Origin of the sequence: Roseomonas sp. TAS13 (genome assembly GCF_001950415.1) — a bacterium.
GTDB lineage: Bacteria > Pseudomonadota > Alphaproteobacteria > Acetobacterales > Acetobacteraceae > Roseomonas > Roseomonas mucosa.
The window spans coordinates 1-12,357 of record NZ_BDLP01000112.1 but is presented as its reverse complement, the minus strand read 5'-3'; the positions used below and the strand labels follow the sequence as shown (position 1 = coordinate 12,357).

Annotated in this window: 7 protein-coding genes and 1 pseudogene; 2 read left to right on the top strand and 6 right to left on the bottom strand. The window is 69.4% G+C overall.

Annotation, left to right across the window (positions count from 1 at the left end):
• Window positions 1-188 (top strand): annotated as a pseudogene (locus ROTAS13_RS10925) (malonate decarboxylase subunit epsilon); the annotation flags it as partial.
• A 24-nt stretch (window positions 189-212) separates the two neighbouring features.
• On the opposite strand, the gene ROTAS13_RS10920 reads toward ROTAS13_RS10925, so the two are convergent.
• The 6 genes from ROTAS13_RS10920 to ROTAS13_RS10895 all read right to left on the bottom strand — a co-directional run bounded on the left by ROTAS13_RS10920 (window position 213) and on the right by ROTAS13_RS10895 (window position 8,684).
• Complete coding sequence (locus tag ROTAS13_RS10920; RefSeq protein ID WP_216348631.1) at window positions 213-1,940, bottom strand: ABC transporter ATP-binding protein; 1,728 nt, start codon at window positions 1,938-1,940, stop codon at window positions 213-215.
• Window positions 1,937-3,052 (bottom strand): ABC transporter permease, encoded by a 1,116-nt coding sequence (locus tag ROTAS13_RS10915; protein ID WP_019461872.1) that lies wholly within the window; start codon window positions 3,050-3,052, stop codon window positions 1,937-1,939. The genes ROTAS13_RS10920 and ROTAS13_RS10915 overlap by 4 nt, the downstream gene beginning before the upstream one ends.
• Window positions 3,053-3,059: 7 nt before the next feature.
• The gene (locus tag ROTAS13_RS10910) at window positions 3,060-4,046 is read right to left on the bottom strand and encodes an ABC transporter permease (protein ID WP_019461873.1); all 987 of its coding nucleotides are present in this window, start codon (window positions 4,044-4,046) and stop codon (window positions 3,060-3,062) included.
• A gap of 65 nt (window positions 4,047-4,111) precedes the next feature.
• Window positions 4,112-6,085, bottom strand: a complete 1,974-nt coding sequence (locus ROTAS13_RS10905; protein ID WP_075822335.1) for an ABC transporter substrate-binding protein — start codon at window positions 6,083-6,085, stop codon at window positions 4,112-4,114.
• A 156-nt stretch (window positions 6,086-6,241) separates the two neighbouring features.
• Complete coding sequence (locus ROTAS13_RS10900; protein ID WP_216348630.1) at window positions 6,242-7,297, bottom strand: mannonate dehydratase; 1,056 nt, start codon at window positions 7,295-7,297, stop codon at window positions 6,242-6,244.
• A 235-nt stretch (window positions 7,298-7,532) separates the two neighbouring features.
• Complete coding sequence (locus tag ROTAS13_RS10895; protein WP_058390259.1) at window positions 7,533-8,684, bottom strand: mandelate racemase/muconate lactonizing enzyme family protein; 1,152 nt, start codon at window positions 8,682-8,684, stop codon at window positions 7,533-7,535.
• Window positions 8,685-9,001: 317 nt separating this feature from the next.
• Here ROTAS13_RS10895 and putA point away from each other — a divergent pair.
• Window positions 9,002-12,357 (top strand): trifunctional transcriptional regulator/proline dehydrogenase/L-glutamate gamma-semialdehyde dehydrogenase (gene putA / locus ROTAS13_RS10890; RefSeq protein WP_075822334.1); only part of this gene is annotated, 3,356 nt, incomplete at its 3' end.

The window sequence follows — 12,357 nt, the reverse complement described above, 5'->3', positions numbered from 1 at the left end:
CCATCGAATGGACGGCCTGCCTGCAGGCCTGCGCCGAGGCCGGGGCCAGCGCCTTCCTGGAGCTCGGCCCCGGCCGCGCCCTGGCGGCCATGGCGGCGGAGGCCTGTCCCGGCATCCCGGCCCGCAGCCTGGAGGATTTCCGCAGCCTGGACGGGGTGCGTCACTGGCTGGCGGGTCATGCCGCCTGACGGGCGGGCGGCGCCCGCCGGGGCTCAGGCCACGTAGCGGAAGCGCTGGTGCATCCGCCGCGCCCGCGGATCGGGGCGCGGAATGGCGGAAAGCAGGGCCTGGGTATAGGCATGGGCCGGATGGTCGCAGACCTGCCGCGCGGGGCCCGTCTCCACCACCTTGCCGCGATACATCACCGCCACCCGGTCGCACATGTAGCGGATCACGCCGAGGTCGTGGCTGATGAAGACATAGGACAGGCCCAGCCGGTCCTGCAGTCCCATCAGCAGGTCCAGCATCTGCGCCCGCAGCGACACGTCGAGCGCCGAGGTCGCCTCGTCCGCCACGATGATGCGCGGGTTCAGCGCGATGGCGCGCGCGATGCCGATGCGCTGCCGCTGCCCGCCGGAGAAGGCATGGGGATAGCGCTCCCGCCAGTCCGGGTTCAGCCCGACCTGCTTCAGCAGCTCGGCCACGCGCGCATCGAGTTCCCGGCCCTTGGCGATCCGGTTCACCAGGAGCGGCTCGCCCACGATCTGCGCCACGGTCATGCGCGGGTTCAGCGAGGAAACGGGGTCCTGGAAGACCATGCGGATCTCCCGCCGCGCGGCGGCCAGCACCTCCTTGTCCGCCGTGGCGAGATCGACGATCCCGCCATCGGCGCGGCGGTAGCGGATGGCGCCGGCGGTCGGCTGGTACATCCGCAGCAGGCAGCGGCCCATCGTGGTCTTGCCGGAACCGGATTCCCCCACGATGCCCAGCGTCTCGCCGGGGCGGAGCTGGAGCGAGACGTCGTCCACCGCCAGGACCGGGTTCCTGGCATTGCCGAAGATCATGGTGAGGTTGCGCACGTCCAGCACCGGCGGCACCTCGGCCGCGATGGGCTTGCGGTGCTGGCGGATCTCCGCCTCGTGCTCCAGCTTCAGGACGGAGCCGATCAGCATCTTCGTGTAGGCATTCTGCGGCGCGTGGAAGACCTGGTCCACGGGGCCGCCCTCCACGACCTTGCCGTGGTACATCACCAGCACCTCGTCGGCGATCTCGGCCACCACGCCCATGTCATGGGTGATGAACATCACCGCCATGCCGTGCTGCGCCTGGAGGCGCTTGATGAGGTCGAGGATCTCCGCCTGGGTGGTGACGTCGAGCGCGGTGGTCGGCTCGTCCGCGATCAGCAGCGACGGGTTGCAGGCCAGCGACATGGCGATCATCACGCGCTGCCGCATCCCGCCCGAGAACTCGAAGGTGTAGCGGTCGATCGCCTGCTCGGGGCGGGGGATCTCCACCTGCCCCAGCAGCTCGATGCAGCGCGCCCGCGCCTGGGCCTTGCTCATGCCCAGGTGCAGGCGCAGCACCTCGGTGATCTGGTCGCCCACCGTATGCACCGGGGAGAGCGAGGACATGGGCTCCTGGAAGATCATCGCGATCTCCCGCCCCCGCACCGCGCGGATCTGCCGGCTGCGCGGATGCAGCTTCGCGAGGTCCACCGAACTGCCATCCGGCCGGTGCAGCACCATGGCGCCGCCGACAATCCGCCCCGGCGCGTCCACGATCTGCAGGATGGAGCGCGCGGTGACGCTCTTGCCCGAGCCGCTTTCCCCCACCACGCAGAGCGTGCGCCCGCGCCGCAGGGTGAAGGAGACGCCGTCCACCGCCTTCACCACCCCCGCCCGGGTCGGGAAATGCGTGACGAGGTCGCGCACCTCCAGCACGGTGTCGGAGGGTGCCGGCATCGGGGCCGCCGGCCGGGCCTCCAGGATCGTGGCGCTCATTTGTTGTACGGGTCCGCGGCGTCGCGCAGACCGTCTCCCAGGAAGTTGAGGGCGATCACCGACAGCACCACGGCGACGCCGGGGGCGAAGAGCCATGGTGCCGTGGCGATGGAACGGATGTTCTGGGCCTCCCGCAGCAGCACGCCCCAGGAGATGGTTGGCGGCTGCAATCCCAGGCCCAGGAAGGAGAGCGAGGTCTCCGCCAGGATCATCGCCGGGATGGCCAGCGTCACCGAGGCGATGATGTGGCTGGCGAAAGAGGGCAGCATGTGGCGGAAGATGACCCGCTTCTCCGAGGCGCCGTCCAGCCGCGCCGCCGCCACGAAGTCCTCCGTCCGCAGGCTGAGGAAGCGGCCGCGCACCACGCGGGCGAGCTGCGCCCAGCCGGTGAGCGAGAGGATCAGCGTGATCATGAAATAGTTCAGCGTCGCCGGCCAGTCATGCGGCAGGGCGGCCGAGGCAGCGAGCCAGATGGGAATGGAGGGCAGCGAGAGCACGAATTCCACCGCGCGCTGCACGGCGGAATCCACCCAGCCGCCGTAATAGCCGGAGACGCCGCCCAGGATGATGCCCAGCGTCAGCGACAGGAAGACGCCGACAAGCCCCACCGAGAGCGAGATCTGCGCCCCCTGCATGATGCGGGAATAGACGCAGCGCCCCAGCCGGTCCGCGCCCAGTGGCAGCACCACCTGCCCCGGCTCGCCCGGGGCCAGGAGGTGGACGCGGGTGGGGAAGAGGCCGAGGAGGTTGTGCTCGTAGCCCTGGCCGAAGAGGCGCAGGCGCACCACCCGGCTCTCGTCCGGCACGTAGCGCATCTCCAGCGTCTCGGGGTCGCGTTTCAGGATCGAGGGATGGACGAAGGGGCCGAAGCTGCCATCCGGCGCGACGAAATGGATCATCTGCGGCGGATGGTAGGCGGCGCGGGTGTTCTGCTGCTCCGGATCGTTGATCGCGAAGAAGCCGGGCACCAGGGCGACGACGTAGAAGATGACCGTGACCACCAGCCCGATCATGGCGAGGCGGTGGCGGCGGAAGGCCCACCAGACCAGCTGCCATTGCGAGGCGACGGCGAGGCTGCGGCGGTCGATGGTCCCGAGGACGGCGTCGGACATGGGATCGCTACTCCAGCCGGATGCGCGGATCGGCGATGGCGAGGAGGATGTCGCTGATCAGCGAGCCCATCAGGGTCAGCACGCAGATCAGCAGCACGAAGGCGCCGGCCAGGTACATGTCCTGGCTCATCAGCGACTGCAGCAGCATCGGCCCCGCCGTCGGCAGGTTCAGCACGATGGCCACGATGATGGAGCCGGAGACGAGGTTCGGCAGCAGCCAGGCGATGGTGGAGATGAAGGGGTTCAGCGCCACCCGCATCGGGTATTTCACCAGCAGGTGGAATTCCGAGAGCCCCTTGGCCCGGGCGGTGGTGACATAGGGCCGGTGCAGCTCGTCCAGCATGTTCGCCCGCATCACGCGCACCAGGCTCGCCGTGCCGGAGACGGCCAGGATCACCACGGGAATCCAGAGATGCGAGAGCAGGTCCAGCAGCTTCGCCATGCTCCAGGGCGCGGCGACGTACTCGTCGGAGAAGAGGCCGCCGACCTCCTGCCCCCATTCCACCGCGGCGAAGTACATCAGCACGATGGCCAGCAGGAAGGAGGGGATGGCCAGCCCGACGAAGGAGAGGAAGGTCAGCACGTAGTCGCCGACCGAGTACTTCCTCACCGCCGAGAAGACGCCGAGCGGCAGGGCGATGGCCCAGGTCAGGATCAACGTGGCCAGCGTCAGCACCAGGGTCAGCGCCATGCGCTCCCAGATCAGCCCGCTCACCGGCTGCTGCCATTCGAAGCTCAGGCCGAAATCCCCGCGCAGGAGGATGTTGCCCATCCACTTCACGTACTGGACCAGCATCGGCTGGTCGAGGCCGAAGCGTTCCCGCAACTCGGCGGCGGTGTTCTGGTCCACCGTTTCGTTGGAGGCGGCGAGCGTGGCGATATAGGTCGTCACGTAGTCGCCGGGTGGAAGCTGGATCAGCACGAAGGCCAGGAAGGAGACCACCAGCAGGGCGGGCACCATCCAGGCCAGGCGCTTGAGGATGAATTTCAGCATGGTCCCGCCAGAAAGGTTCAGGGCGCCTTGCCCTGCCCCACGAAGGGGGCAGGGCCGCGCCGGGGCTACGACGAGAAGAAGAACTGCTGCGGCAGGGCCGGGCCCGGATTGGGCCAGGACCAGGAACTGGGATAGCGCGGCGGCACGTTCTGCAGGTTGTTCCGCACCACGCCGAAGGAGTTGCAGTAGAGGCAGATGCCGATCGGCTCGAAGGCCTCGGCGGCGATGTCGAAGACCTGCTTCATGATCTCGCCGCGCTTGGCCAGGTCCGCCGTGCCGCGCGCCTGGTCGAAGAGCTGCATCCGCTTCTTCTGGTGCTCGGGCGGCTCCTGCCCTTCCTTGCCGCCGGACACGTACCACTGCGCCCAGGGCAGGCCGTAGCGCGTGCCCTGCGGATGCTGCGCGAAATAGTCGCGTGGGTCGATCATGGGGTCCAGCCCGCCCGGCCCTGCCCAGGTGGCCGCGTCGTGGTCGTTGTTGTCGCCGCGCGTGTAGTAGAGGGCGCGCTCGATGGTGTTGACCTTGATGTCCACGCCGATCGCGGCCCAGTGGCGCTTTACCAGCTCCAGCGCATCCACCTGGTCCGGCGCCAGGGTCGGGATGACATCGACGGCGAAGAAGACCTTCTGCCCGTCGGGCCGCAGGCGGAAGCCCTGCCCGTCCTTCTTGTTGTAGCCGAGCTCGTCCAGCATGGCATTGGCCCTGGCCGGGTCGTACTGGGTAAACTGGCGGCCCAGCGTCTCGTGATACCAGGGATGCCCCGGGCGCGGTCCCATCTGCCAGGGCTCGGACTGGCCGAGATAGACCAGCTCGATGATCTCCGCCCGGTTGATGCCGTGGGACAGCGCTTGGCGGAAGCCCTTGTTGCCGAACATGGCCCGCATCTGCGGGTCCTTGTGCGTCAGGTTCAGGTAGATCTGCATCTGTTGCGAGGAGGCGCCGATCAGCTCCACCAGGTGGTAGCCACCCTTCTGCATGTTGCGCGACAGGGTCGGCTTGTTCTGCAGGCTGTCGATATGCCGGTCCTGGATGTCGAGCTTGCCGGAAACGGCGTCGATCATCAGGGATTCGACATCCTGCGAGATGCCGAGATTCAGGCGGTCGATATAGGGAAGCTGGTTGCCCGCCGTGTCGACCTGCCAGAAGTACGGGTTGCGCTCCAGCACCACGCGCGTCGCGCCACCGGCATAGGGCTCGCGGATCATCCAGGGATCGAGCACCGGCTTCTCGGGATTGCCCCAGCGCGAGGGGATCTCGACGTCGCCGCACTTCGCGCGGAACAGCGCGGCCCAGTCGGACATGCCGGCCGCCTTCGCGGCCTCCGCGACGCCCGTGCCGTACTTGGGGTGGAACTGGCTGCAGTAGTGCTTCGGGAACAGCGTCGGGTACTGGCCGAGCGGCGTGGCCAGCGCCTCCATGAACATGGCGTAGGGCGCAGCGAAGCGGAAGCGTACCGTGTTGTCGTCCACCTTCTCCGCCGTGCCGGGCTTGTTGGCGATGACGATGGCCGAGGGCGGCGAGCGGTACAGCTCGGTGTTCTTGGCGCAGTCCTCGATGGCGAAGACGACGTCATCCGCGGTGAAGGGATGCCCGTCCGACCAGCGCATGCCGGGGCGCAGGTGGAAGGTGAATTCCGTCGCGTCGGCGTTGATCTCCCAGCGTTCGGCGACGCTCGGCAGCACCTCGGTATAGGCGAGGTTCCAGCGCACCAGCCCCTGGTTGCCGACGATCTTCAGGATGCCGTTGTGGTCGGAGGAGCCGCGCAGCCCGCGCCGCAACGTGCCGCCATAGCGGCCGGCCTTCTCGACCTGCACCACCAGCGGGCTTTTCGGCAGGCGCTCGGCCAGCGGCGGCAGTTTCCTGTCCGCCGCCAGCCTGGCCAGGTCCGGCGCTTCCTTTGCGGCTGCTCCCTGGGCGGAGGCGGCGCCCGGCAGGGCCATGGCCACCGTGGCGCCGACGGCGCCCTGCAACAGGCGGCGGCGTTCCAGGCGACAGGATCCAGGCACCGCCCGGGGGCGGCTTTCCTTGTTCTCGGACATCTCTTCCTCCAGGCCGCCGGGCTGTTCCCCGGTCGGTTCGCGCTTCGCGCTCTTGTTTCCGCACTTTGGCGGTCTTTACTTGCGGACCTTTGGAGACCGGGGCCGTTCCGGTTCAATCGGAATTCATGAAAGGGTAATAATCACCATCGATCAAAGTCAATCAACTTCGCGATCCAGGCGGCCCATCGCCTGCAGAAGTCCGGTGATGTAGCCATAGCAGAAGGCGAAGGCCGTATCCCGGGGATCGCGTCCGCTGATGGTCGGCACGTGATCGGGCATGATCATGTGCTCATAGCCGGTCTCGCCATAGGTCCTCAGCGACTCCCACATGTCCATGTCGCCATCCTCCGGGAAGGTCTCCATGAAGGAGAGCCTGCCGCCGTGGATGTTGCGGAAATGCACGTTGAAGATCTTCTTCCGTTCGCCGAACCAGCGGATGACGTCGCCGACCTCGCGCCGCGGGTCGTCCAGCATCTCGCCGACCGTGCCCTGGCAGAAGTTGAGGCCATGGTAAGGGCTCTCGCGCATCTGCACGAAGCGCTTCAGCCCTTCCACCGTGCCCAGCACGCGTGTCACGCCGCGATAGCCCGGCGGCGTGTAGGGATCGTGCGGATGGCAGGCGAGGCGGACGCGGCTGCTTTCCGCCACCGGCACGACGCGTTCAAGGAAATAGTCGACGCGCGCCCAGTTCTCGTCCTCCGGCAGGATGCCCGCCAGGGTGGGCGGCGCGTCATGGTCGGCCTTCTCCCAGCGGAAGGCCTCGCTCATCGCGCCGCCCCGGCTGGGTTCCATCGCGGTGCGCGGGATGCCGATGATGTTGAGGTTGTACTTCGCGGCGGGGATGCCGGCCTCGGCCAGCCGTTCGATCAGACGGCAGATGCCGTCGATCTGCCGGTCACGGTCCGGCCCGGCGGACAGGATGTCAGGGCTGTGCTGCTGCTCGATCGGGCGCGAGGAGAGCGGCAGCTGCACCATGTCGAGCGACAGGCCGAAGCCTCCGAGCCTGTCGCGGAAGCGCAGCAGCGTGTCGAGCGTCCAGTCATGCGGGTTGCCGGGCGGATCGGCGCAGACGTGGCGGATGCCGAGTTGCGCCATCACCCGGTAGTCTTCGTCGTCGCGGGCGGGGACCTGGGTGCCAAGATGCACGGTCAGGCCCTGCCCCGTTCGAGGAGCATGGCGGCGCCCGCAGCCGCATTCGTCACCCGAGGACATGACATTCGCGCCAAGGCCCGCTCTCCCTGCCCAGACATCCGCGAGGGGTGCCATGGCTCTTATATTTGTCATATGAATAGAGTGGAAATGGCCGGCTCCACAAGCGGATTTCCAGGCTCCGTATGGGGTTTACGGATGCCGGTGCCTCCGGGTGCCGGTCACCGTCCCGATCGCTCGCCTGAGCGAGCGGAATGGTATGATCAATCCTGCCAGCTTCCGGACCTTGCCCGCCGCCTCAGGGGAAGGCGGTGGAGCCGTCGGGGCGGCGCGGCACCTTGCGCTCCCAGTGGATGTAGCCGTCCTGGCGCAGGTACTCCTCGTCGATCTCCACACCCCAGCCTGGCCGGTCCGGACGGAGTTCGAGATAACCGTCCCGTGGCAGGTAGGGATCGCGCACATAGCAGCCCGCCCCCTCCCCCATCGGCGGCAAGCGGTATTCCAGGATGCGGAAGTTCGGCTGCGACGCGCAGAAATGCAGGTTCACCGCCGTGGCGAGCGGCCCCATCGGGTTGTGCGGCGCGATGGTGACGTAGTGCGCTTCCGCGATGGCGGCGATCCTGCGCATCTCCAGCAAGCCACCCACGGCGCAGACATCCGGCTGGACGATGTCGCAGCCCTGTACCTGGAGAAGGCGCAGGAACTCGAAGCGGCTATAGAGGGATTCCCCCGTCGCCAGGGTGCAATCCAGGCCGCGCCGCAACGCGCCCCAGGCCTCGAAGTTCTCCGGCCGGATCGGCTCCTCGAAGAAGAGCGGGTCATAGGGTGCCAGCGCATTGCCCAGCTGCATCGCCTGGCGCGGCTCGAAGATCTTGCCGTGTGCGTCGAAGGCGATCTCGAAGCCGGATGGCAGCGTTTCCCGCAGTTGCCGGAAGTATTCCGCACTGCTCCGGACCACCTCGCCCCAGCGATGCGCGTGCAGGTCGATGCGGTAGGGGCTGAGCTTGAAGGCGGTGAAGCCCCAGGCCGCGTGCAGCGCCTCCATCTCCGCCCGCGCCTGCGGCGGGTCAGGCGCAGTATAGACGCCCGCATAGACCCGCACGCGGTCGCGCGCATGGCCGCCCAGCAGCATGTACACGGGCACGTCCAGCGCCTTGGCTGAGATGTCCCACAGGCAGTGGTCGATGGCCGAGATGGCGGCGAGGCCCAGCGCGCCCGGCGGGAAGCGGGATTGCTGCATCAGGAACTGGATCAGGTATTCGATGCGCCGTGGGTCCTGCCCCGCCAGGAAGGTGGCGAGGTAGTCCAGCAGCGGCGGAAGGGCCCTGTCCGGGCCGTGGTTGTAGCATTCGCCCCAGCCGGTGATCCCCGCATCCGTGTCGATGGCCAGCAGCACGCGCGGGCGGTCCCTGTCGCGTGTCATGAAGGCGCGCAGCCGTTCGATCCGCACCCGTTCCCTCCCCTTGCCCGGCCGGCCTTCCCGCGCGGCGGAGTATCCCGCCCCGCGGCGTCCGGCTTCTTCCGGGGGAGGAAACAATGGCGCGTGGCAGACCGCAATGGGCCTGGAGGCCAGGTCCGCCGGGGCGCCGCCGCGGCCCGGGACCGCTCCGCTGGCTTCCCGCTGCTCCGGGCGCCTGAAGCCGGAAGGGGGAGGGCCCATGATCCTGCCGTATGAAATTCAGGTGCGGGCCAGAACTAACGAATCATATTCGGTCGTGAAAATGATACCCCTTCGATCGTACCGCCAAAGCCGGAACCAGCCACCTCATGTCGCTCGCCGCCCGCCTCGATATGCCGTCCGCCGCGCCGATCCCCTTCGATGCCTTCGCCGCCTCGGTCCAGGCACAGGGCCCGCTCCGCGCCGCCATCACCCGGCATGAGCGCGCGGCGGAGCCCGGCTGCATCGCCCGCCTCCTGCCGGACGCCACGCTTCCCGCCCCGCTCGCCGCACGGGCGGCCGCCACCGCCACGCGGCTGGTGGAGGCGCTGCGCCGCAAGGGCACGCGCGGTGCGGTCGAAGGGCTGGTGCAGGAGTTCTCGCTGTCGTCGCAGGAAGGCGTGGCGTTGATGTGCCTGGCGGAAGCGCTGCTGCGCATTCCCGACACCGCCACGCGGGACGCGCTGATCCGCGACAAGATCGGCGGCGGGGACTGGCGCTCGCATCTGGGGCACTCGCCCTCGCTTTTCGTGAACGCCGCCACCTGGGGGCTGGTGGTCACCGGCCGCCTCGCCACCACCAGCAGCGAGACGGGGCTGTCGCACGCGCTGACACGGCTGATCGCACGGGGCGGGGAGCCGGTGATCCGCAAGGGCGTCGATCTGGCGATGCGGATGATGGGCGAGCAGTTCGTCACCGGCCAGACCATCGCCGAGGCCCTGGTGCGGGCCCGGAAGATGGAGGCGAAGGGCTTCCGCTATTCCTACGACATGCTGGGCGAGGCCGCGACCACCGCCGCCGATGCGGAGCGCTACCACCGCGACTACGAGACGGCGATCCATGCGATCGGGCAGGCGGCGGCGGGGCGCGGGATCTATGAGGGGCCGGGCATCTCCATCAAGCTCTCGGCGCTGCATCCGCGCTATGCGCGGGCGCAGCGCGACAGGGTGATGGCGGAGCTGCTGCCGCGCGTGGCCCTGCTGGCCGGGCTGGCGAAGCGCTACGACATCGGGCTGAACATCGATGCCGAGGAGGCCGACCGGCTCGACCTCTCGCTGGACATCCTGGAGGCCCTCTGCCTCGACCCCGCGCTGGCCGGATGGGACGGCCTCGGCTTCGTGGTGCAGGCCTACCAGAAGCGCGCGCCCTTCGTGCTGGACTTCGTGATCGACCTCGCGCGGCGTTCCGGCCACCGGCTGATGGTCCGGCTGGTGAAGGGCGCCTACTGGGACAGCGAGATCAAGCGCGCGCAGATCGACGGGCTGGAGGACTTCCCCGTCTTCACGCGCAAGCGGCACACGGATGTCTCCTACCTCGCCTGCGCGCGGAAGCTGCTGGAGGCGCGCGACGCCGTCTTCCCGCAATTCGCCACGCACAATGCCCAGACCCTGGCCAGCATCCACGCCCTGGCCGGCGAGGGTTTCCGCATCGGCGACCATGAGTTCCAGTGCCTGCACGGCATGGGGGAGCCGCTCTACGAGGAGGTGGTCGGGCCGGGAAAGCTGGACCGCCCCTGCCGCATCTACGCGCCGGTCGGCACGCATGAGACGCTGCTCGCCTATCTCGTGCGCCGCCTGCTGGAGAACGGCGCCAATTCCTCCTTCGTGAACCGCATCCAGGATCCCGCCGTGACGGTGGAGGCGCTGGCCGCCGATCCCGCCGCGCAGGTGGCGGCGGAACAGCCGCCGGGCGCGCCCAACCCGCATATCGCGCTTCCGTGTGGCCTCTTCGGCGCGGAACGGGCGAACTCCCTCGGACTGAACCTGAGCAACGAGGCCGAGCTGGCCCGGCTGGCCACGGCGCTGCGGGACAGCGCGGCGCAGGACTGGCGCGCCGCGCCGCTCCTGGCCGGCATGAAAGGCCAGGGCCTGCCACGCCCGGTGCTGAATCCGGCCAACCACCGCGACCGGGTCGGCATGGTGGTGGAAGCCTCGGCGGAGGCGGTCGGGAGCGCGTTGCACATCGCCGCGGAGGCCGCCGCGGCCTGGGCCGCGGAGCCCCCCGAGGCGCGCGCCGCCTGCCTGTCCCGCGCCGCCGATCTGCTGGAGCAGCGGATGCCGCTCCTGCTCGGCCTGCTGGTCCGGGAGGCCGGGAAGTCCTTCGCCAATGCCGTGGCGGAGGTGCGGGAGGCGGTGGACTTCCTGCGCTACTACGGCGCGCAGGTGCGGCGGGACTTCCGCAACGGCACGCATCGTCCGCTCGGGCCGGTGCTCTGCATCAGCCCCTGGAACTTCCCGCTCGCCATCTTCACCGGGCAGGTCGCGGCGGCGCTCGCCGCGGGCAATCCGGTGATCGCCAAGCCGGCGGAGGAAACGCCGCTGATCGCCGCGCAATCCGTGGCCATCCTGCACGAGGCCGGAGTTCCCGCCGGGGTGCTGCAACTCCTGCCCGGCGACGGCCAGGTGGGCGCGGCGCTGGTCGCGGATGCGCGTATCCACGGCGTGATGTTCACCGGCTCCACCGAGGTGGCGAGGCGCATCCAGGCGGAGCTGGCGAAGCGCCTGAACCCCGGCGGCGCGCCGGTGCCGCTGATCGCCGAGACCGGCGGGCAGAACGCGCTGGTGGTGGATTCCTCTGCCCTGGCCGAGCAGGTGGTGGGCGATGTGCTGGTCTCCGCCTTCGACAGCGCGGGGCAGCGCTGCTCCGCGCTGCGCGTGCTCTGCCTGCAGGAGGATGTGGCGGACCGCGTCCTCGCCATGCTGCGCGGTGCCCTGGCGGAGCTCTCGACCGGCAATCCGGAGCGGCTTTCCACCGATATCGGGCCGGTGATCACCGGCGAGGCCCGGGACGGAATCCTGGCGCATATCGAGGCGATGCGAGCGGCCGGGTATCCGGTGCACCAGTCCGCGCTGCCGGAGGAATGCCGCCATGGCACCTTCGTGCCGCCGACCATCATCGAGATCGACAGCCTGGAGGCGCTGACGCGGGAGGTCTTCGGCCCCGTGCTGCATGTGCTGCGCTTCCGCCGCGACGGGATCGAGGCGCTGATGCGGGCGGTGAACGCCACCGGCTATGGCCTGACCTTCGGCGTGCATTCGCGCATCGACGAAACCATCCAGCACGTCACCGCCCTGGCCCGGGCGGGCAACGTCTATGTCAACCGCAACCTGGTCGGCGCCGTGGTCGGCGTACAGCCCTTCGGCGGGCACGGGCTGTCCGGCACGGGCCCCAAGGCGGGCGGGCCGCTCTACCTCCGCCGCCTGCTGGCCGCGCGCCCCGCATCGACAGGCCTGCCGGCGGGCACCGCGCCCGCCCCCCTCCGCGCCCCCCTCCGCGCCTGGGCGGCCTGGCTGGCCGGGCGCGGCGAGGCCGGCGCGGCGGCGGAAGCCGAGGCCCTCGCCGCCATCACGCCCGCCGGCCTTGCGCTTGAGCTCCCCGGCCCGGTGGGCGAGCGCAACGCCTATGCCACCGAACCGCGCGGCAGCGTGCTGTGCCACGCCGCCGATGCCGCAACGCTCCACCGCGC

What these genes read in the sequence shown, in the direction of transcription:
- ROTAS13_RS10900 (WP_216348630.1), bottom strand. Translation starts at nt 7,297, where the DNA reads ATGTCCTCGGGTGACGAATGCGGCTGCGGGCGCCGCCATGCTCCTCGA.
- ROTAS13_RS10910 (WP_019461873.1), bottom strand. Translation starts at nt 4,046, where the DNA reads ATGCTGAAATTCATCCTCAAGCGCCTGGCCTGGATGGTGCCCGCCCTG.
- ROTAS13_RS10915 (WP_019461872.1), bottom strand. Translation starts at nt 3,052, where the DNA reads ATGTCCGACGCCGTCCTCGGGACCATCGACCGCCGCAGCCTCGCCGTC.
- ROTAS13_RS10920 (WP_216348631.1), bottom strand. Translation starts at nt 1,940, where the DNA reads ATGAGCGCCACGATCCTGGAGGCCCGGCCGGCGGCCCCGATGCCGGCA.
- ROTAS13_RS10905 (WP_075822335.1), bottom strand. Translation starts at nt 6,085, where the DNA reads ATGTCCGAGAACAAGGAAAGCCGCCCCCGGGCGGTGCCTGGATCCTGT.